This window comes from Ruegeria sp. C5, from assembly GCF_056537605.1.
The window spans coordinates 1,523,892-1,545,150 of the sequence record NZ_JBQFRX010000001.1; the positions used below are offsets into that span (position 1 = coordinate 1,523,892).

Genomic DNA, 21,259 nt, shown 5'->3' on the forward strand with positions numbered 1-21,259 from the left:
GCTTATCAATAGGTGGATTCTTTTGCGTCTACCCCACTTTGGCAGAACAACGACACATCCGTGACGGTTTCCACCTTGCAGGTCCCGCCGGGACGGGTCACCGTGATCCCGTTAGGGAGCGGGAAAACACATGCAAACCATCAAAGCAGCCGTATGCCGGGCCTTCGGCGAACCTCTGGTCATCGAAGACATCCTGATCGCACCACCCGGCATGGGCGAGGTCGAGGTAACGCTGGATGCAGTGGCGATTTGCCATTCGGACATTTCCTTTGCAAGCGGCGCATGGGGCGGCCACTTGCCCGCGGTTTACGGGCACGAAGCGGCTGGCATCGTTTCTGCTGTTGGCGAAGGCGCAGGGGATTTCAAACTTGGTGATCCCGTTGTGGTAACCTTGATCCGCGCCTGCGGGTCCTGCCCGTCCTGTGCCGGTGGCATGCCCACCATTTGTGAAACACCTTATGACACGGTGAAAGGTCCGCTGCAGACTGCCGACGGTGATGCGCTGGAACAGGCCATGGCATGCGGGGCCTTTGCCGAAAAGGTAGTTGTCAGCCACCGACAAATCGTCCGCATTCCCGAAACGCTGCCCAAGGACCTTGCCAGCCTGCTGTCCTGCGGGGTGATCACCGGTGTTGGTGCAGCAGTCAACGCCGCCCAACTTCGCCCCGGGCAGGACGTGGTTGTCATCGGCGCCGGGGGCGTCGGCTTGAACGCAATCCAAGGCGCACGTATTGCCGGAGCTCGCCGTATCGTTGCGGTCGATATGACACAGGATAAGCTGGATATCGCAATGGAGTTCGGCGCGACCCATGGTGTTTTGGCCAGCCAGAAAGAGCCGTGGAAAAGCGCCTACAAGGCGCTGGGCGGACGTGGCGCAGACGCCGTCTTGATTACTGTTGGTGCAATCCCGGCCTATGATCAGGCCCCGCGTTACCTTGGTCGGGGCGGCAAGGCGATCATGATCGGGATGCCCCATTCTGGTGACATGTCCAGCTACGAACCCGTCGTGCTGGCCGCGCTTGGCCAGGGCATGGTGGGCTCAAAAATGGGCGATGTAGTGATCCAGCGCGACATCCCGTGGATGATCGATCTGTATGAACAGGGGCGGCTGAAACTGGACGAGTTGATCTCGGGTCGCTGGACCCTGTCGCAGATCAATGAGGCCATCGAAGACACCAAGTCCGGTGCGGCCAAACGCAATGTAATCTTGTTTGATCGCGACTGAACCCCGCAAAAGGAACACCCGATGAAACTGCAAGATCTCGATGTCATTGTCACTGCGCCTCCGGCACCGGGTTGGGGTGGGCGCTATTGGATTTTGGTCAAGGTCACCACGGATACGGGCGTGATCGGTTGGGGGGAATGCTACGCGTCCTCGGTTGGTCCCGAAGCCATGACCCATGTCATTCGCGATGTATTCGAACGGCACATGCAGGGCGAAAACCCCGAGAATATCGAGTTGATGTTCCGCCGCGCCTATTCCAGCGGCTTCACTCAGCGACCAGACCTGACCGTCATGGGTGCGTTCTCGGGGCTCGAAATCGCCTGCTGGGACATTTTGGGCAAGGATCGTGATCGTCCGGTCTATGCGCTGCTGGGTGGGCGGATGAACGACCGTATCCGGGCGTACACCTATCTCTACCCACTTCCTCAGCATAACCTGACGGACTTCTGGACTTCACCTGAGCAGGCCGGAGAAAGTGCTGCTGAAATGGTCCGGCGCGGCTATACCGCCGTCAAGTTTGATCCCGCCGGGCCTTATACGATCCGCGGTGGACACATGCCCGCGATGTCCGATATCTCAATGTCGATAGCGTTTTGCAAAGCGATCCGTGAGGCAGTTGGAGACAAGGCCGATCTGCTGTTCGGTACTCATGGCCAGTTCAACACAGCCGGAGCTATACGTCTGGGCCAAGCGCTGGAACCCTTTTCGCCGCTGTGGTTCGAAGAACCCACACCCCCCGACATGATCGAGGATATGGCCCGTGTGGCGCGCAATGTCCGTATCCCTGTCGCAACCGGTGAACGGATGACAACCAAAGCGGAATTTGGCGCGGTCCTGCGCGCCGGGGCCGCCGAAATCCTTCAGCCTGCGTTGGGACGCGCTGGCGGTATATGGGAGATGAAGAAAGTCGCCGCAATGGCCGAGGTTTTCAACGCCCAGATGGCACCCCATCTGTATGCGGGACCGATCGAGTGGGCGGCGAATATTCATCTGGCGGCGTCGATCCCGAACCTGCTGCTGCTTGAAAGCATCGAGACCCCATTCCACGATCAACTGATAAAGGGAAGCATCCGCGTCGAGAAGGGGTTCGTCGCTCCTCCGACCGAGCCCGGCCTTGGTATCGAGGTCGATGAAAGCCTTGCCCGAGCCCATCCCTACAAAGGTGACGGGCTGCACCTACAGATGCAGGAAACCCCATGTGATTATGCAAATGGGAATGCGTTTCAAGGCGGTGCACCCGCAACCGAAGGGTAACAATCGACAGGCGAGCAAGCCGATCAGTTCGAGACATACCCCGCGATGACCTGCAACAGTTTAAAGGCTGTGGCTGCATCGTTCTCGACGACCGCCAGAAATTCCTCTTCACCGATCCGTAGGCAGGACAGTTCCGTTTCAGCCACCATGCTCAACGCCCGAGGCTCTTTTCGGATCAACCCCAGCTCTCCCACCAACGCGCCCGCACCAACCGTAGTGATCAGTTGATCGGCCTCGCCCGAACGCGGCAGGTACAATCCTGCCTCGCCCTCAAGGATGACATAGGCGCCATCGGTTGGCTGATCATCCTTCAGAAACACCACCTGGCCGGGTTTCGCTTCGAACCAGCGCGCACCAAAGGCCAGCAGTCGAAGCTGGCGACGGTCGAGCCCAGAGAACAACGGGGTCTGCTCAAGCGCACGCAATTTGCGTACCAGATCGGCAGACGCCGCACCGTCGCCGTCGACGTCGGTTGGGCCTTCACCCGTCACGACCCGGCCCTGACGGATTTCAACATACATGTCGAAAACATCTGGATTTTCGAACGCATCATTTAGATAGATTACAGTAGTTTCGGGCAGCAATTCACGCAGATTTTTATAAACTGCGACCTGTGTCTCCATATCATAGCTGGCAAGCGCGGTTTCCAGGATCAGAATATCTGGCTTTTTGATCGCAGCGCGCGTAAAGGCCAGCGGTTCGGCAAATACGGCAGGCAAGTTCTGGCCGCCAATCGAGACCGGAACATCATAGATCAGTTCCACCACCATCGGTCGCGCCCCGTTCTCGGCCAGAACATCGACGATCAGTTTGCGCGCCTCGTCGGTCCGCGCACCGCCGATCTGGCTGACCTTGCCAAACAGTGCGTTTTCCATAACCGTCAAACCGGGTGCAAAGGCATCTTCATCCAACGGGACGAATACATCGTGCAAGGGTTCCAGCAATTTGGCCGAGTGGCTGTGGCGAAGCTCAAGAATGCGGTTCTTCAGCTCATCCGAAAACGCCGGGCCAATCTGCTCGGCCGAGATCACAAATGGCACCGAAAGCAAGCTAGCCAATTGTTCGTCATCCAGCCCGTTTGCGCCTTCTTTGCGGGTTTGCTCGACCAATTCAACCGCGGCCTCGTAGGTTTGGGCCTCAAGCCCCAGCTTGCGAAACAAAGGATGATCTGTTCCATCAAGCCCAAATATCTGGCGCAGCATCTCAATTACGTCGCGTGTCAGGCTGATCAGGGTTTCATCCAACCCCAACTCGCGCAACTGGCCCAGAAACACGGTCTGCTGTGCCAGCAATTGTCGCGTCACCGGAACGCAGGGGGTGGCAAACAACAGGTTCTCAGCAACGGGTAGCGCAGGGTTATACGCGCAGCGATCGAAAATCAGCGCCTGCTGATCAAGCCCGGCCTCGCGCACCGCCTTCTGAACCCGAGGGCGCAATTCGACCAGCTTTGCTGCCAGTTCCGGGCGCTCATTCGCATCAAACACCTGCTCGGCACCGCGCTGAAACAACGCCGCGCCCGAGCCCATGCCATCGATCAGTTTCAGCCACCAATCGCGCAGCCGCGCCGTATCGTCAAAACCCGCCATTCCGGGGTCAAGCCATTCGGCGTTGAATGGATCAGCACTATTGCCTGCCCTCAGCGTCTCGGGGAAATCCGGATCCTCGGTGGACTTGGACAATGGATGTGACCGCATCGGCATCATCACATTTTCACCCAACGTGCCCTGAAACATTATGGGGCGCGAGGTTGCTAGACCTATTCGTTGGGCAACAACGCTTTGATGCAGGCCAGCCATATTGATGCCGCCGATTTCAATACGGCCAGAGGTTGGCAGTATCTCGCGGGTCAGCAACTCGGTCAGCGCATGGCGATCTTCCTCGCTGGTGGCCGAAATGCCGACCGTTTTACCTGCTGGGAACGTCAGGTCCAGATCATCCAAAACCTGATTGCCGTCGATATCACGAACCGAGACCTGATTCAGTACGATATCGCCATTCAGATGCGGACGATCCGCTGGCTCTCCGTCAAACAGGGCCTCATCAATCATTCCATCCGGTGCGAAACGATCAATCACAACATCCCATCGCAGCGACATGTCCTGCGTTTGATTATAATAGGTCAGCAGTTCCTTCCAGGGCGAACTCAAGTCTTTGTAAGCCGCCAGCGCAGCCACCAGAGCACCCAGCGAAACAGATCCCTGCAACACCAGCAGGCCACCGACAAGGTAGAACATGAATGGCGTCAGCTGCGATATGAAGTTGTTGATGAACTTCATAAAGAACTTCTTCTGATAGATCTCAAAGCGGATGGCGAACAGCCGCCCCAGTTGGTCCGAGATCATCGCCCTCCGATATCGCCAACCGCCATTGGCCCGTAGGGTCGAGGCTCCGGCAGCGTTCTCGCCGATCTGGGCAGCCAAAACGCGGACCTCTTGAATGCGCTTCTTGTTCAGAAGATTGATCTGGCGTTGCAATCGCGGGATCAGCCAGGCCTGCAGCGGGATCAACGCCACCGCGGCCAGTCCGAACCAAACGCTTTGGAGGAACAGAAAGGACAGGATCGTGATCATTTGTCCGGCCTGCAGCACGGGCTGACTGATCGCATCCCCCATCAGCCCACCCATCGGTTCGCTTTCAGCGGTTATCATCGAGACCATTTCGCCCTGACTGACCCGCTCAAAATATGGTTGTGGGAAGCGAAGCGCGCGGTTGATCAACTGATAGCGAAAGCGACGCAGCATACGCTCGCTCAGTACACCCTTCATGGTGTTGATACGCATCTTCATGAGCCCGTGCGCCAGCACCGCAGCCAGAAAGGCAAAGCACAGGATCATCAGAAAAGTGGTCTGCGTCAGGCTATAACCCCAGACATCGACAATCTGACTTGTCGCGCCGATTGCGTCATTGATGATGCGCTTGGGCAGCTCCAACGTCAGGTAAAGCAAAGGAAACAAGGTCGACGTCACGGCCAGCAAAATCAACTGGTCGCGCTTCGAGTATTTCCAGATGAACTGAAAGATCGATCGTTCTATTGAACCCGCCCCTACTAACGATCCGCCGCTCAAATCACTGATTTTGGCGTGAATACAACGGGCCGAATTTACCGCAATCGTATCCTCGGAAGCAAATGAATTTCCGATTTGCGCCTAATTTGCGTTGTGTGAACAAGTTCATTTGCGCGTTTCGCGTTTACCCCCTAATCTCCTGATTCAGGACGATATCGGGAGGATTAATTTGCCTGCCAGCTTTGGCGCTGTGTTTCTGTTGCTGTGCCTGCTTCAGATCAAACACATGTTCGCCGACTATTATTTACAGACGCCCAAGATGCTTTCCGGGCGAGGCACGTATTTCCACATGGGGCGCGCGCAACATGCTGCTGTGCATGTTGTGGGTTCGGTCGTGATTTTCGCGCTCTTTCGCGCCCCGATTGAATTCATACTGATCATCGCTGCGTTGGAATGGATCGTGCATTTTCACATCGACTTTGCCAAAGCCAACTATTCTGACCGCAAACAGTTGCAACCCAATCAGGCCGCTTTTTGGCGTGCCGCTGGTCTGGATCAGTTGTTTCACAACCTTACTTATATTGGCATGGCCTGGGCTTGGGTGGCTTTCGCGGCTTAAGCTTCAGGGTACCACCGGTCGGTTCCGCTTGATCGTCCGCAGCACGACATTCGTTTGCGCGCTGGCGACGGCGGGCAATCGAAACAAGAAATCTTCCAGAAACGTGTTGTAAGCCGACAGATTCCTGCACAATACACGCAGATGATAATCCGCCTGACCTGTCGTGGCGTAGCATTCCTGCACTTCGGGGCTGATCTCGACGGCCCGGATGAAGTCGACAATCTTGTCCGGGTCATGCCGGGTCAGGTGAACATGCACGATTGCTTCGAACGTCAACCCCATCTCGGCAGGATTCACCAAAGCGCCGTACCGTTCGATCACCCCAGCCTCTTCCAGCGCGCGCACCCTGCGCCATAGGGCTGAGGCCGACATGCCGACTGCATCTGCCAATTCGGCATTTGAAACCCGGCTGTCATTTTGAAGCAGCGTCAGAATGCGGCGGTCCCGATCATCAAGAGTGGCCATCTTGGAAAGATTCATCCGTAACTTTAACTAAATCTGGTGAATCCTATCATATTTTGCAGAACTCGCACAAACTCTGAAACAGAAATTCACCTGCGGGGGGTTAAAATAACCGAACACCAAGGACAAAAACCCATGGACGCGCAGCAATGAGCCACCACGAACCCTCTCCCCGCACCTATCGGCTTGAAGACCGCTATACCCTGACGCAGGGCCGGGTTTTTCTAACAGGCACGCAAGCCTTGGCGCGGATTATGATGGACCAGGCCCGACGCGACCGTCAGGCCGGGCTGAACACGGCGGGGTTTGTCTCGGGCTATCGCGGATCGCCACTGGGCGGGCTGGATCTCGAGCTATGGCGCGCAAAGGACCGGCTGAAGACGGATCGCATCACGTTCATGCCCGCCGTGAACGAAGACCTCGGCGCAACGGCGGTTCTGGGTGCGCAACAGGCCATTTTGGACCCGCATTGCGAGGTCGAGGGCATCTTTTCGATGTGGTACGGTAAAGGCCCCGGTGTCGACCGATCAGGCGATGCATTGAAACACGGGAATGCATATGGGTCTGCGCCAAAAGGTGGCGTGCTGGTCGTGGCAGGCGATGATCATGGTTGCGTCAGTTCTTCGATGCCGCATCAGTCGGATGTGGCCTTCATGTCGTGGTTCATGCCGACATTGAACCCAGCCTCGGTCGAGGAATATTTGGAATTCGGCGAGTACGGGTTCGCTCTGTCCCGTTTCTCAGGCACGTGGGTCGGGTTCAAGGCGGTCTCGGAAACGGTCGAAAGCGCACGGTCCGTCGATCTGCACCCGGATCGCAGCTTTTCCCTGCCACAGATCGACTTGCCCGAACTCGGTTTGCACGTCCGCACCGCCGATTTGCCCTCGCCCGAGATCGAGACCCGCATCCAACACAAGTTGCGCGCCGTTCGGGCCTTTGCCGAAGCAAACCCCATCGACCGGCGTATTTATGACATCGACAGTGCGAAGTTCGGCTTCGTGACCACCGGCAAGGGGCACCTCGATCTCATGGAGGCGCTGCGTTTGCTGGACCTTGATGAAGCCGCCTGTCGCCGCTTGGGGATCGACATCTACAAGGTTGGCATGGTCTGGCCGCTGGCCCGTCGCAACGCGTTGCGCTTTGTGAAAGGCAAGGCCGAGGTTCTGGTCGTCGAGGAAAAGCGCGGCATCATCGAAAGCCAATTCAAAGAATATTTCTATGACTGGCCCGGCGACAAACCCCATAAGATGGTAGGTAAATATGACAGCCATGGCGAACCGCTGATCCCATGGACCGGGGAACTCAGCCCTTTGATGCTGGCCCCTATTGTTGCCGCCCGACTTAACACGTTCTTCCCTGAAGAAAACCTGCCTGCCAAAGCGCGTGCACTGACTGAGACAGAACCTTCCGTGATCAACGTCCCGGGCGCAACACGGACACCCTATTTCTGCTCGGGCTGCCCGCACAATACATCAACCAAAGTTCCAGAAGGCTCTACCGCTGCCAGCGGCATTGGTTGCCACGTAATGGCATCTTGGATGGATCGCGAGACGGTCGGGTATGCACAGATGGGAGGCGAAGGCGTACCCCATGTGGTGGCCTCACAATTCAATCGCGGAAAGCATATCTTCCAGAACCTTGGCGAAGGGACGTGGTACCATTCTGGATCACTCGCGATCCGTCAGGCGGTCGCGGCAGGGACAAATATCACCTATAAAATCCTCTACAATGATGCGGTCGCAATGACCGGAGGGCAACCAGTGGATGGACCTGTCAGCGTTGCAGGCATTGCCCAAACCTGCCGGGCTGAAGGCGTTGCGCGGATCGCGCTGGTCTCGGACAACATTGCCAAGTTTCACCGATCCGATTTCCCGGCTGGCACCACATTCCACGACCGGGCAAAGATGAACAGCCTGCAACGCGAACTGCGCGACATACCCGGAGTCACGGTCCTGATCTATGAACAGACCTGCGCCACCGAGAAACGCCGCCGCCGCAAGCGTGGGACAATGGAGGACCCCTCGACGATCGTCTGGATCAATGATCTTGTCTGCGAAGGTTGCGGCGATTGTTCGGTGGCATCGAATTGCCTGAGCGTTGAGCCGCGAGAAACCCCGCTGGGGCGAAAGCGCAAGATCAATCTAAGTTCGTGCAACAAGGATTTTTCGTGCTTGAACGGGTTCTGTCCGAGTTTTGTGACCGTTGAGGGCGCAACCCGACGAAAGCGCGCCATCGAAATGGACTTCAATGCGCTTGAAACAGGCCTGCCGGACCCAAAGCTTCCATCTTTGGACACACCGTTTGATCTGCTTGTGACAGGCGTGGGTGGCACTGGGGTTGTCACGGTTGGGGCCCTGATCACTATGGCCGCGCATCTGGAAGGCAAAGGTGCCTCGGTCCTGGATTTCACCGGATTTGCGCAGAAATTCGGCACGGTACTCAGTTACATCCGCCTTGGCGCAGCTCCGGATGCGCTTAACCAAGTACGCATAGATCAAGGCGCTGCGGATTCGGTGATTGGCTGTGATGTGGTGGTGAGTTCGGCCCCCAAAGCCTCAACTCATTATGCCCGCGGGACACGCGTTGTGCTGAACAGGGCTGAGATGCCCACCGGCGATCTTGTCCTGCGTCGCGATGCCCAATTGCGGGTCGATAAGCGGGAACAGGCGATCGCAGATGTGGTTGGGGTGGACAATCTCGCCAGCCTTGACGCAAATGCAATAGCTGAGGCGCTACTGGGGGATTCCGTCTTCGCCAACGTCATTTTGCTGGGTTATGCATGGCAAAACGAGCTGGTTCCGGTATCGCACCTTGCATTGGCTCAGGCCATCTTGCTGAACGGTGTTGCCGTCGAAAAAAACCGGCTGGCCTTTGCTCTTGGGCGTTGTCTGGCGGCTGACCCCGACCGCATTCACGGGCTGGCACTACCCGAAGAGGCAAACGGCACCTTGGATCAGGTGATTGCGCGTCGGGTGGCGTTTTTGACAGATTATCAGGATGCCGCATATGCGGATCGCTATGCGCAACAGGTTGAAGCAATCCGCGCGTCGAACCCGAAAATATCCGACGATCTTCTAGAATCCGTAGCCCGTAACCTGTTCCGCTTCATGGCCTATAAGGACGAGTTCGAAGTGGCCCGGCTGCAAACGTCCCAAAACTTCGACAACGAACTGAAGCAACAGTTCGAGGGAGATTTCAAAACCAGTTACCACTTCGCCCCGCCAATGCTCAGCTGGCGCAAGGACGAACGGGGCCGCCCCCTCAAGTTTGCACTGGGCCCATGGATGCGCCCGGTTCTGCGGGGACTGTCCCGTCTACGTGGTTTGCGCGGCTCGGTCCTGAACCCCTTCGGCTATCACTCCGAAGCGCGACTGCATCGAGATATCCTAAACTGGTACCAATCGCTGTTGGACATGTATCTGACAAACCCCTCCGCCCATTCCGAGGCCGAGTGGCTGGACGCGCTGTCAGCTGCGGACCAGATACGCGGTTTCGGTCCAGTACGGGAAGAAAGCTATGAGAACGCGCGCGCGATGGCGCGTTAACCAAGCACCGAGAAACTGCTATCGGTATTGACCGGTCGCTTGCGGGAATAAAAACCGGTGTCGATTGTGCGTCCAATGTAAGGCAGTTCAAACTGCATCGGCTTGTCGTCATGATCCGCACCGCCTTCGACGTAGTCGATCAGTTCAGCCATCATTTTGCCTGCAATCGGCGCGTTCTTGTATTGGTTACCGCTGGTGCCGCAGGCCATGTAAAACCCCGGCAGGCTGGACTTGTCATAGATCGGAATCCAGTCAGTCGAGGCATCATACAAATCCACCACCCCACGGGTTCTGGAGGGTATCCCCAGGCTAGGGACCCGTTGGGCATAACGCATGGCCTGCGTGGTCCATTGATCCGTAAAATCGTGGTTATAGCTTACATCATCTTCGCACCATTGATGCGGATCACAAGCCGGATCCTCGGAACCGATCAGAATATGATTGCCATGTTCTGGACGGCAATACAGCGCGATATCACTATCCGAGACAATTGTTCCTTGCGTTTCGAAATCAAATCCTTCGGGCGCGGGTACATGCACCACCTCCTGCCGCAGCGGGCGGGTTTGAATGGTCATGTCACCCAGAACCCCGGCCATTTCGTTGACAAGCGCTGACCCGGGACCGGCAACATTCACCACCACTTTGGCGTGGATTTCTTCACCAGAGGCAAGTCTGACACCTGCGACGCGCCCCTGCTGCGACAGGATTTCGCGTACGTCTGCGCCCGTTCGCACTTCGGCACCATGCAGCTTGGCGGCATCCATCAGGTTTTGCGCCGACAACGCCGGATCGGTCACATAACCTGCTTTCGGCCAGAATACTGCGCCCTGAATCCGATCTCCGTTCGGTTGGCCGAACTCCGGATCATCCATGCGCCGCGCCGGGGCAAAGCTGTCCAGAGAATAGATCGGCAGACGTTCGGTAATCCGCTCAGGTGTCCATTCTTCAAACGGACAATCCAGTTCGGCGCTGTACTTCTTATGTTTCTCAAGAAACCCATTGGACTCGGTCTTGACGACCAAACAACCGGTCTCACGAAACTGCGCCAAATCGGCTGTGTCGGGCAAGCCCAGATAGTTCGCCCAATCACGCCAATAGTGATAGCCTTCCCAAGCGAACGCGGTTCCATCGAGGGTCGAATAATGCATCCGAATTATCGCGCAAGAGCCTGCGGTCGAGCCATGCCCAACCTGCGCATTGCGATCCAACGACAGAGTTTTCCAACCGGCCTTGGACATCTCGAACGCGATGGCGGCTCCGATCACACCGGTGCCAATGATGATTGCGTCAGGTTGGTTCATGTCCTGCCCCTTCCCAGAAACGTTTCGCATACGCGCTGAACTCGGTGATTTCCTCGGGTCGCGGTTCGACCCCTGTAAAAACATAAAGGTAGTGTGGAACCATCGACAGCCTGATCGCCAGTGGTTCGTTTAACTGCGCCAGATCATATCCGATTTGCATATAATATAGCACCCGCGCCCGCGTCTCTGCCTCGGTCTCATCATAGTTGAACCGGATGAACATCGCGCGCAGCGCGGCCAGGCGACGGGCATCGGACTGGTCCAGCATACGCCGCACCTTTCCCGATCTTCGTGCCCAATCCCGCACAGCAAAATCAAGCGCCGTATCAAATAGTTCGGTATTCACAACGCAGCGCTGCACATTGCACACCGCAGCCGTGATCGTTTCAGCAGGCAATTCGGATTGCGCGATCAAGGCCGCCGTATTTGTCGCCTGCCATCGCGCCAGCAGCGCATCCAGCAATTCCTGCCGCGACTTGAAGTACCAGTAGAATGATGAGCGCGAGACCGCCATCCGCTCGGCAAGGTTCATGACTTTCACCTGCTCGACCCCGTCCGAAATCAGGACGTCCATGGCCACGTTCAGCCAATCATCGCGCGTGACCTTGACGTTACCAATCAGTGGTTCAGCTTCAGGATCGTCCCGGTGCAGGATGGGTTTGGTGTTCATTCAACTCTCCGGCGGTGCGCCGCCCTCTTCTGTACGGCGCGCTATGAAATCCTTCAACGCACCAAGGCGATCCGTATCTGATGCCGGTGCTTTGAAATTTGCCAGGATTTCCTTCCAAACACCGGTCGCGCGGTGGTTGGCGTCGATCGCGCCACGCTCGGTCCAGGTGCCGAAGTTGGCGTAGTCATGCAGGTGCGGTTCATAAAACGCGGTATTATAGCGCTCCATTGTTTGGCTCGTGGCGAAGAAATGTCCGCTGGGTTCAACCTCGCTCAGCGCTGAGTCAAAGCCGATCTCAGCCCCACGGGCCTGCGCCCCAGCACAAAGCTCGGCCACCATGTTCAACACCTCGGCATCACAGATCATCTTCTCGAAAGATACGGTCAGGCCACCTTCGAGCCATCCGGCCGAATGAATGATGACCGTCGCCCCGGCCATCAGGCAGCCCCACAGGCCGAACTGGTTTTCATTGGCGGCCTGAACGTCGTTGATATTTGCCGCAGACCCCGCCGCAGACCGCCAGGGCAGGCCCAGATACCGGGCCAACTGGCCCGCCGCCAAAGACGCCTGAAAATGCGAGGGTGTCCCGAATGCAGGCGCCCCTGATTTCATGTCGACATTGCTGGTAAAGGTCCCATAGCACACCGGCGCACCGGGGTTGGTAAGCTGGGTCAGCGTCAAGGCCGCAAGCGCCTCGGCATGGGACAGCGTGATGGCCCCGGCCACCGTGATCGGAGCCATTGCGCCCATCAGGGTAAAGGGTGTGATGATCGACATCTGACCATGGCGCGCAAAGTCGATCAGCCCCTGAGCCATTGGAATATCCAGCGTCCGCGGGCTGTTGGTGTTGATAATCGTGTAACAATGGGCGTTAGCGCGGAACTCCTTGTCAGACAGACCTCGCGCCGTCGAGAGCATCTCGAAGCAGTCCATCACTTGCGGCGTGCCTCGCGAGAAGAAGAACGGGAACTTATCCGTCAGCTCCATCTGCGCTTGTGTGGTGAAATAGTGCCGCACATTGGTTGGCACGTCCTGCGGTTCGACCTGCGGTGAGATCATCTGGAAGACATCAAAGTGATGAGTGAGCTTTAGGAACTCCAGATAATCCTGCCCACTCGCTGGCCGCCGACCGCGTTCCAGATCGGTCGCGTTTGGAGCGCCAGCCCCGGGTTGGAACACCAAAGAGCCCAGCTCCAAAGTGAAATCCCGGTGCCGCGCGCCCGCCCGGCAGCCGATGGATTTCGGAGCTGAGGCCACCGCAGCCTCAACCATATCCCGCCCGATGAAGACCATTTCGCTGTCTTCATCCACGCGGGCGCCACCCTGCGCGTAGATTCGCCGCGCTTCGGGCAATAGAACTTTCACGCCCAACTCTTCCAGTGTGCGCAATGCGGTGTCGTGCATATCTGCAATCTGATCCGTCGGGAACACTTCCATCTGTGGAAACGGATTGCGCAACTGGCGATAATTCACCTCGCGACTAGATTGCGGGGCGGCATCGGTCCCGCGCCCGCGCCGTCGGCGTCTTTGGCCCAAGTCCGACATGGTCAACCTCGCATCGCTTTGCCAAGCGGGTCATAGGGCGACGGCGCAATCACGCGGGCCGGGCGTTCGACACCGACCACATGCACCGACAACTCGGTGCCTGGTTCAGCCTTGTCGCGGTCGACCAAAGCCATGGCCAGCGACTTGCCCGTGTAGTGGCCATAGCCACCCGAAGTCACAAATCCAACGCGCTCTTCCCCGGCCCAAATCGGTTCATACCCGCTGGCATCGGCATCCAGCGCGTCAACCTCAAGCGTCACTTGAACTTGCGCCGGACCGTTGCCATCGCGTTCAGCCAGCGCAGCCTCTTTGCCAACGAAATCCTTGTTCCAGTCGATCCAGCGATCCATTCCGGTCATGCCTGGCGTGTAAAGCTGAGTGAATTCTGCAGACCAGATACCAAAGCTCTTCTCAAGCCGCGTCGACAGCATCGCGTTGAATCCGCATTCGCGGATACCGTCCCCGGCCCCGGCCTCTAGCAGCATCCGGCGCAGTTTGATGTGGTCGCCATAGCGGCAGTTTATCTCATACCCTTTTTCGCCCGTCACAGACATACGCGCCACACGGGCACGCACCAGACCGATATCAAAGTCGCCACAGCCCATGAATTTCAGGCCCGAGATATCCTGTTCGGCCAGTTTCTCGACCACAGCCTGCGATTTCGGCCCAACCACGGCAAAACCGCAATATTCCTCGCCCAGATCGCGGATATTCACGGCGTCCATCATGTGATCATTGAACCAGCGCATATGCCATGCGCGCAGATAATAGCTACCCATGATCCACCAGGTCCCGTCGCCCCAGTTCAGCACGGTCAGATCACCCTTGAGGCGACCGTTTTCACCCAGCATTGGAGCCAGTTTGGCACGCCCCGGTGCAGGCAGTTTCGACGCCATGATCCTGTCCAGCCAAGCCTCGGCATTTGGCCCAGTGACCTCAAAGCGCGAAAAGCCCGAGATATCCAGTAGTCCCACGCCTTCGCGGATGGTTTTGCACTCCTCAGCCACGATGTCGTGCGCATTCGAGCGTTTCAGCGTCGGCGTCTCTTCAAAGCCTTCGGGCGCAAAGTAAAGCGGCACTTCCAGATCCCAACTGACGCCCCATTTGCACCCCGCCTCGGTCATTGCATCATGGGCTGGGGCCATCTTCAGCGGGCGACCTGCGGGCAGTTGCTCGTTCGGGTAAGTCATCACGAAACGACGGGAATAGAACTGACCGGTTGTTTCGCGGATGTAGCGTTTGTTCTGAGCGAAATCGCCATAGCGCGCCACGTCCATAGGCCATGCGTCGGCCTCAGGCTCGCCATGGATCATCCATTCGGCCAGCGTCTTACCAACGCCGCCACCCTGCAGGAATCCGGCCATCACCGCACAAGCTGACCAATAACCGCGCTTGCCTGGGACCGGACCGACCAGCGGGTTGCCATCGGGTGAGAAGGTGAACGCGCCGTTCACCCATGTTTTGATGCCAACATTCTGGATCGACGGGTACCGTTCAAAGCCCAGCGTCAGCTCGTTCTCGATCCGGTCGAGCTGTTCCTGGAACAATTCTTCACCGTAATTCCACGGCGCACCGTCCATAGCCCAGTGCTCGTGATCGACCTCGTAGATGCCCACCAGAACGCCCTTCTGGTCCTGTCGCATATAGGTGAAGCCTTCAAGATCAACCGTCATCGGCATCTCGAAATCCGCCTCGGCCACCTCAGGCACCGTATCGGTGATCAGATAGTGGTGTTTCAGCGGCGAAACCGGCAGCTCCACTCCGGCCATGCGCCCCACCTGTTTGGCCCAGAGGCCAGCAGCGTTGACCACATGTTCACAAGTGATAGTGCCTTTGTCGGTCACAACTTCCCAACCATCCGCAGTCTGTGTCAGGCTTTCGACCTTGGTTTCTTCGTAGTATTCCGCGCCACGTTTCTTGGCCGCAGTTGCATAAGCCTGAACCGTACCGGTTGTATCGATGTAACCTTCGCGATCCGCCCACATTGCGCCCAGCACGCCGTCGGTGGACATGATCGGGCAGCGTTTCTGCGCCTCCTCTGGCGACAACAACTCACAGTCGTCAATGCCGATGGACTGAAAAATGCGGTAGTTGGCCTGCAGCCACTCCCACCGTTCGGGCGTGCCCGCCAGCGTCAGGCCGCCGGTCATGTGCAGGCCGATATTCTGACCCGACTCTTTTTCGATCTCGCTGAGCAGATCAATCGTATAGGCCTGCAGCGACGCCATGTTCGGATCTGCGTTCAGCGCATGGATGCCTCCCGCCGCGTGCCACGAAGACCCCGAGGCCAAACGCCGCCTTTCCAGCATGACCACATCTGACCAGCCAAACTTGGCGAGATGGTACAGAACCGAGGCGCCGACAACGCCGCCACCGATGACTACGACACGATACTGAGATTTCATCCTGCGCTCCCCTGCATGACTCGCAGAGGACGCTAGAGGCACTGTTCACTTCTGTCTAGACATTTCTGTACAGTTCGAGGGACAGCACCCGGATCAGCTTAAAGCCGGGCGCTCGGGCGTGTCTGAACGGCATCAAACCAGGCGCGTGTGGCCGTGTTCTCTTCTGGGATACGCATCTTGATGACACGTGCGAAATCGACAAACACAAATGTGGTGATATCGGCCAGTGAAAACATGTCACCCGCAACGAAACCGCTCACTTGCAGACGGGCCTCAAGCAAATCGAAGAAGGCACGCACCCGCTCAGCCCCCCGCTGCGCTAGTTCAGGGATTTGCGCGTGGTTTGCAGGCCCGGTAATCGCGCGATCTTTGAACGAAGGATGGGTGTTGCGCAATGTTTCCGCGATTGGTGCGCCACATTGTTGTTCGGCGATGGCATTCCACATCAGAATTTCGCCTTTTTCATCCGGCGTTTGCCCCATCAAGGCAGGTTCCGGAAAGCGCGCCTCGAGATAGGCGGCGATGCCAAGATTTTCTGTGAGCGTGGTACCTTCATCCGTAACAAGCACAGGAATCGTTGCACCGGGGTTCACGATCCGGAAGGCATCACTAAACTGTTCACCCTTGGCGATTGAGATATGGCGGGTTTCAATCTCCAGCCCCTTTTCCGCAATAAACATCCGGGCACGGCGCGGGCTTGGCGCGGTTGAACAATCGTAGAACAGCATTTTTGACGGTCCCCTCCAAAGCTTCACGCCTCAGACGTTAGACCGGCCCGGTACTACAGCGCGAGTCGGATCACACAGTGACCCTACGGCAGATCAACGCCGGTAGATGAAACAACGTCCCTCCACCGCGCCTGCAGGCAGCGGCACTTCGGTCAGTGTTTCGAAATACATACGATCGCTGGAAACCATCAGTCCATCCCGCGCCAGAAGCGGTTCGATCAAAGGTGAGACGAGGCGGGCAAAAGCATCATTCTTTTGCCGGTTGTGTCCCCCAAGATCGGCATGGATCAGACTGGCTGACGCGCCAAATCGCGTAACCGAAGCAGGCAATGTTTCGCGCACATCACCGAGAATCACCAGATCATCGGGCGGTGTCGAATCGGGATGAGACGCAACGGCCCGTTCAAAAACATAAACAGGACGGTCCTGAATGTGCTTAACCATGTGGTGATATGTGCGCCCATTTCCCAATCCCAGCTCAAAAACCGGACCGGGCTGCCCCGTGGTCTGCGCGATGGCAAAGTCCAGACAAGCACGTTGCGAGACCATTCGGTCAATGAACAGATCCAATCGGCTTTGTTGCTCGGACACGGGGCACCTCTTTCAAAATCATTCGACACCAGTCGGGGGGCGATTGCGCCTTTGATGGCAAAAACTCAAGACTTTGTGTAGCCATACGGCCCGAGTTTCACGATTCCGCGACAATTCGGGTGAAGAAGGTGTTTGACTACGCCGCCCCAACCGCGCGAAACTGCTCAAAAAAGACAGGGAGTTCACAAAGCCGATGTTTTTTAGCGGCCAGACGGGTGGAAAACCCGCATGAGTGCGTTGTTGTCCGTTCGGGATCTCAGCATCGGCTTTGGCACGGGTCCATCCGTTGTCCAAGATGTCAGCTTCGAGGTCGAACCCGGGCAGACACTTGCATTGGTTGGAGAATCCGGTTCGGGCAAAACGATTTCCTGTCGCGCTGCACTGCGTATTCTGCCGCGTACCGCCCAGATCCGTAGCGGAACGATCACGCTGAACGATTCCAAAGGCACCGCTAATCTGATCGAACTGAGTGAAAGACAGATGCGTGGTATTCGCGGCAATCGGGTTTCTATGATTTTTCAGGAACCGATGCGATCTCTGTCACCGCTTCACAAAATCGGAAATCAGGTCAGCGAAGTTCTTTGGTTGCATCGCGGCGCATCCGATGCACAGGCCCGCAAAGAAGTTCTGACCCAGTTTGAGAGGGTTGGTTTCCCCGACCCTGCCCGCGCCTACGACAGCTATCCGTTCGAGCTGTCCGGCGGCATGCGCCAGCGTGCCATGATTGCCATGGCCATGGTGTCCAAGCCTGAATTGCTCATCGCGGACGAGCCGACAACAGCGCTGGATGTTACCACCCAAGCGCAGGTTCTTGGGCTGATCAAAGAGCTGCAGCGCGAGACCGGTATGGCGCTGATCCTTGTCACCCATGACCTGGGTGTAGTTGCTAACATGGCCGAGCGGGTGGTCGTCATGCACAAAGGCCGCGTGATGGAAGCTGGCCCGGCAGCACCAATTCTGAACGATCCGGCGCACCCCTATACGCAGCAGCTGTTCGACGCTGCACCTGAGATACCCGATCAGGATGCCGTCGGCATACCGATGCCCGACGAGGACCTAATTCTGCAGATGACCGGGGTCTCAAAGACCTACACGATGCGATCGAGCAAAGGTTGGAAAGCCGACAAACTGATCCATGCCTGCCGGGGCGTAGATATGAAGCTGGCGCGCGGCAAGACGCTTGCAATCGTTGGCGAAAGCGGGTCTGGCAAAACAACCGCCGCCAGAATCGCTCTGGGCGCTGAACTGCCCGACCCGGGCGGCGAAGTTCTGTTCAGAACAACAAGGGATTCCGAACCGATAACGGTTCACAGTATGACACGGACCGAACGCACCGCGTTTCAGCGCAAGGCGCAAATGGTGTTTCAGGATCCCTATAGCTCTCTTAGCCCCCGTATGCGCATTCAGGATGCCATGACCGAGCCGTTGGAGATACACCGCCTCGGCACCGTGGCAGAGCAGCGCGACAAAGCGGCCGCGATGTTGCAGCGGGTCGGGCTGAATGCCGATATGCTCAAACGCTATCCGCATGCGTTTTCTGGTGGACAACGACAGCGCCTATCTATCGCCCGCGCGATGATGCTGGACCCGGCGCTGATTGTTTGTGACGAGCCAACCTCGGCGCTGGATGTATCCGTTCAAGAGCAAATTTTGACCCTGCTCGAAGAACTGCAGGACAGTCTGAACCTGTCTTACCTGTTCATCTCACATGATCTGGCCGTCGTCGCGCGCATTGCCGACGAGGTCGCCGTCATGCGCCGGGGTCTTGTGGTGGAACAAGCCCCACCCGAAACTCTGTTCTACAATCCACGTCATCCCTATACCAAGGCACTGATTGCCGCCCAGCCGGAACCAGATATCAATCGCCCGATTGATCTGAAACTGGTTGCGTTAGGTGCCGGTTCTCCCGACAGTTGGGATGACGCCTTTCGATTTTCCGACTCCGTGATACCTTCTTTGATAGAGTTGGAGCCCGGCCATAAGGTACGTTGCCATGTTTAAGACCACTCACCGATTGATTCTGGCCGCGTCGCTGGCCATCGCAGGAATGCTGCCCGCTGTGGCAGAAATTCCGTCTAATCTTCAGGAAAACGCGTTCTGGCAAACCGAGGTTGAAAGCGGCGACCTGCCACCGGTTGCTGAACGTATTCCGCAAGATCCGCTGATCGTGGACTTAGCCGCCAAAGGTCGCGAATTCGGCGTACCCGGCGGTACACTGCGCACGATGGTCACCCGGTCCAAAGATATTCGGCAAATGGTGGTCTATGGCTACGCAAGGCTTGTGGGCTTCGATCAGGATTACAACATCGTCCCGGATTTGCTGGCTTCTTTCGAAAACGAAGACAATCGCAAATTTACTTTGAACCTGCGACCCGGCCACAAATGGTCAAACGGATCCGCGTTCACATCCGAAGACTTCCGGTATTGGTGGGAGGATGTGGCCAACAACGAATTGCTCAGCCCTTCAGGCCCACCAGATTTCCTGCTGGTTGAAGGCAAAACACCCACCGTCACCTTCCCCGACGAAACAACAGTTGTATTCGAATGGGATGACCCCAACCCGAATTTCCTGCAATCACTTGCTCAGGCGCGGCCGCCCTTTATCTATCGACCGTCTGAGTTCCTTAAGCAATATCACGAGAAGTTTGCAGACCCCGAAGAACTGGCATTCAAGGTCGAAGATGCGCGGGTAAAAAGCTGGGCGGCGCTGCATAACAAGTTGGACAATCTATATAAGTACGACAATCATGAACTGCCGACGTTGCAGCCATGGCTCAACGCAAGTTCGGGCAAGAAAATCCGGCACAACTTTGTCCGTAACCCTTATTACCATCGGGTGGATTCAAATGGGGTTCAGCTGCCCTATATCGACGTAGTCGAAATGGAAATCGTCGCACCGGGTTTGGTCGCGGCCAAAGCAAATGCGGGTGAAACCGACTTGCAAGGTCGAGGATTGGCATTCCGCGATGCCTCGATCTTGAAAAAGGGCGAGGCTGAAGGTGGATACAAGACGCTTCTGTGGAAAACAGGCGTCGCGTCGCAGATCGCGATTTATCCCAATTTGAATTACACTGACGATGCATGGCGCGAGGTTCTGCGCGATGTACGTGTACGCAGGGCACTGTCGCTCGCCATTGATCGCAAGACGATCAATCAGGCGCTCTATTTCAAGCTGGCCCAACCCGGCGCGATGTCGGTTCTGCCCGCATCGCCCTTCTACGACGAAGCGAATGCGCAGGCTTGGGCACAGTATGACATCGACAAGGCGAATGCTCTGCTTGATGAGGCTGGGCTGACCGAGCGTGACAAAGATGGTATCCGATTGTTGCCCGACGGGCGTCCGATGGAGCTTATCATCGAAACCGCAGGTGAGCGGCAAGAGGTTGAAAATGCCCTGCAGATCGTCACGGATACCTGGCGTGAGATCGGAGTCGAACTGGTCATGCGACCATTGGATCGAGACATTCTGCGCAACCGGGTCTTCTCGGGCAATACAATGGCGTCGGTCTGGTTCGGCTGGGATGACGGCATTCCGCAAAGCCACACATCGCCGGCCTATCTCGCCCCGACCGATCAGGTCTTTCTGGCGTGGCCTAAATGGGGCCAATACTATCAGACAAATGGAGGGTCGGGCGAACCACCAGACATGCCCGAGGCCGAACTTCTCATGAAGCTTGCCCACGATTGGGAAATCGCCTCCACGGATGAAGAACGCGGCGCAGTCTGGTCTGAGATGCTGAAAATTCACGCCGACCAGCTTTATGCGATCGGCATCCTGAACGGCGCACCGCAGCCTATTGTCGTGTCGAACCGGCTGCACAATGTGCCTGAGCAGGCCATGTGGGCATGGGAACCCGGCGCACACTTCGGCATTCACCGTCCCGACGAGTTCTTCTTCGCCGACTAATT

General features: G+C 57.2%; 14 protein-coding genes. 6 read left to right on the top strand and 8 right to left on the bottom strand.

Annotation, left to right across the window (positions count from 1 at the left end; translation table 11 throughout):
* Window positions 1-130: 130 nt before the first annotated feature.
* Together ACR0AW_RS07740 and ACR0AW_RS07745 are read left to right on the top strand one after the other, a co-directional pair.
* Window positions 131-1,225, top strand: a complete 1,095-nt coding sequence (locus ACR0AW_RS07740; RefSeq protein ID WP_170733305.1) for a Zn-dependent alcohol dehydrogenase — start codon at window positions 131-133, stop codon at window positions 1,223-1,225.
* Window positions 1,226-1,246: 21 nt separating this feature from the next.
* Complete coding sequence (locus ACR0AW_RS07745) at window positions 1,247-2,479, top strand: mandelate racemase/muconate lactonizing enzyme family protein (protein WP_170733306.1); 1,233 nt, start codon at window positions 1,247-1,249, stop codon at window positions 2,477-2,479.
* A gap of 23 nt (window positions 2,480-2,502) precedes the next feature.
* Here ACR0AW_RS07745 and ACR0AW_RS07750 read toward each other — a convergent pair whose 3' ends face one another.
* Complete coding sequence (locus ACR0AW_RS07750) at window positions 2,503-5,544, bottom strand: ABC transporter transmembrane domain-containing protein (RefSeq protein ID WP_170511501.1); 3,042 nt, start codon at window positions 5,542-5,544, stop codon at window positions 2,503-2,505.
* A 169-nt stretch (window positions 5,545-5,713) separates the two neighbouring features.
* Between ACR0AW_RS07750 and ACR0AW_RS07755 the strand changes: the two genes are divergently transcribed.
* On the top strand, window positions 5,714-6,103 hold the full coding sequence (locus tag ACR0AW_RS07755; protein WP_170397621.1) for a DUF3307 domain-containing protein: 390 nt from the start codon (window positions 5,714-5,716) through the stop codon (window positions 6,101-6,103).
* A gap of 3 nt (window positions 6,104-6,106) precedes the next feature.
* Here the strand turns inward: ACR0AW_RS07755 and ACR0AW_RS07760 are convergent, their stop codons facing one another.
* Window positions 6,107-6,568: an Lrp/AsnC family transcriptional regulator gene (locus ACR0AW_RS07760; RefSeq protein WP_170733307.1), complete on the bottom strand. Its 462-nt coding sequence runs from the start codon at window positions 6,566-6,568 to the stop codon at window positions 6,107-6,109.
* A gap of 146 nt (window positions 6,569-6,714) precedes the next feature.
* Between ACR0AW_RS07760 and ACR0AW_RS07765 the strand changes: the two genes are divergently transcribed.
* Entirely contained in the window at window positions 6,715-10,110 is a 3,396-nt protein-coding gene (locus tag ACR0AW_RS07765; RefSeq protein ID WP_480438836.1) for an indolepyruvate ferredoxin oxidoreductase family protein, read from the top strand.
* On the opposite strand, the gene ACR0AW_RS07770 is transcribed toward ACR0AW_RS07765, so the two are convergent.
* The 6 genes from ACR0AW_RS07770 to ACR0AW_RS07795 form a co-directional block, all read right to left on the bottom strand.
* Window positions 10,107-11,411, bottom strand: a complete 1,305-nt coding sequence (locus tag ACR0AW_RS07770) for an FAD-dependent oxidoreductase (protein WP_170733309.1) — start codon at window positions 11,409-11,411, stop codon at window positions 10,107-10,109. The two genes, ACR0AW_RS07765 and ACR0AW_RS07770, sit on opposite strands and share 4 nt — an antisense overlap.
* Window positions 11,398-12,081, bottom strand: coding sequence for a TetR/AcrR family transcriptional regulator (locus ACR0AW_RS07775; RefSeq protein ID WP_170397633.1), 684 nt, complete (start codon window positions 12,079-12,081; stop codon window positions 11,398-11,400). The genes ACR0AW_RS07770 and ACR0AW_RS07775 overlap by 14 nt, the downstream gene beginning before the upstream one ends.
* The gene (locus tag ACR0AW_RS07780) at window positions 12,082-13,626 is read right to left on the bottom strand and encodes a trimethylamine methyltransferase family protein (RefSeq protein WP_170424438.1); all 1,545 of its coding nucleotides are present in this window, start codon (window positions 13,624-13,626) and stop codon (window positions 12,082-12,084) included.
* 2 nt (window positions 13,627-13,628) lie between these two features.
* Window positions 13,629-16,031 carry a GcvT family protein gene (locus ACR0AW_RS07785; RefSeq protein ID WP_170733310.1) on the bottom strand — a complete coding sequence of 801 codons (2,403 nt, stop codon included), beginning with the start codon at window positions 16,029-16,031 and terminating at the stop codon, window positions 13,629-13,631.
* Between the two features lie 98 nt (window positions 16,032-16,129).
* Window positions 16,130-16,759 carry a glutathione S-transferase gene (locus ACR0AW_RS07790; RefSeq protein WP_170733311.1) on the bottom strand — a complete coding sequence of 210 codons (630 nt, stop codon included), beginning with the start codon at window positions 16,757-16,759 and terminating at the stop codon, window positions 16,130-16,132.
* 93 nt (window positions 16,760-16,852) lie between these two features.
* Window positions 16,853-17,350, bottom strand: coding sequence for a class I SAM-dependent methyltransferase (locus ACR0AW_RS07795; protein WP_170397645.1), 498 nt, complete (start codon window positions 17,348-17,350; stop codon window positions 16,853-16,855).
* Between the two features lie 228 nt (window positions 17,351-17,578).
* Between ACR0AW_RS07795 and ACR0AW_RS07800 the strand changes: the two genes are divergently transcribed.
* A complete protein-coding gene (locus ACR0AW_RS07800) occupies window positions 17,579-19,351 on the top strand; it encodes an ABC transporter ATP-binding protein (protein ID WP_170404616.1) in 1,773 nt (590 codons plus the stop codon).
* Entirely contained in the window at window positions 19,344-21,257 is a 1,914-nt protein-coding gene (locus tag ACR0AW_RS07805; protein ID WP_170733312.1) for an ABC transporter substrate-binding protein, read from the top strand. Before ACR0AW_RS07800 ends, ACR0AW_RS07805 begins: the two co-directional genes overlap by 8 nt.
* The last annotated feature ends 2 nt before the right edge of the window (window positions 21,258-21,259 follow it).

Excerpts from the sequence above, each read along its gene's own strand:
- ACR0AW_RS07740 (WP_170733305.1), top strand. The coding sequence starts at position 131 with ATGCAAACCATCAAAGCAGCCGTATGCCGGGCCTTCGGCGAACCTCTG.
- ACR0AW_RS07745 (WP_170733306.1), top strand. The coding sequence starts at position 1,247 with ATGAAACTGCAAGATCTCGATGTCATTGTCACTGCGCCTCCGGCACCG.
- ACR0AW_RS07760 (WP_170733307.1), bottom strand. The coding sequence starts at position 6,568 with ATGGCCACTCTTGATGATCGGGACCGCCGCATTCTGACGCTGCTTCAA.
- ACR0AW_RS07765 (WP_480438836.1), top strand. The coding sequence starts at position 6,715 with ATGAGCCACCACGAACCCTCTCCCCGCACCTATCGGCTTGAAGACCGC.
- ACR0AW_RS07770 (WP_170733309.1), bottom strand. The coding sequence starts at position 11,411 with ATGAACCAACCTGACGCAATCATCATTGGCACCGGTGTGATCGGAGCC.
- ACR0AW_RS07775 (WP_170397633.1), bottom strand. The coding sequence starts at position 12,081 with ATGAACACCAAACCCATCCTGCACCGGGACGATCCTGAAGCTGAACCA.
- ACR0AW_RS07780 (WP_170424438.1), bottom strand. The coding sequence starts at position 13,626 with ATGTCGGACTTGGGCCAAAGACGCCGACGGCGCGGGCGCGGGACCGAT.
- ACR0AW_RS07785 (WP_170733310.1), bottom strand. The coding sequence starts at position 16,031 with ATGAAATCTCAGTATCGTGTCGTAGTCATCGGTGGCGGCGTTGTCGGC.
- ACR0AW_RS07790 (WP_170733311.1), bottom strand. The coding sequence starts at position 16,759 with ATGCTGTTCTACGATTGTTCAACCGCGCCAAGCCCGCGCCGTGCCCGG.
- ACR0AW_RS07800 (WP_170404616.1), top strand. The coding sequence starts at position 17,579 with ATGAGTGCGTTGTTGTCCGTTCGGGATCTCAGCATCGGCTTTGGCACG.
- ACR0AW_RS07805 (WP_170733312.1), top strand. The coding sequence starts at position 19,344 with ATGTTTAAGACCACTCACCGATTGATTCTGGCCGCGTCGCTGGCCATC.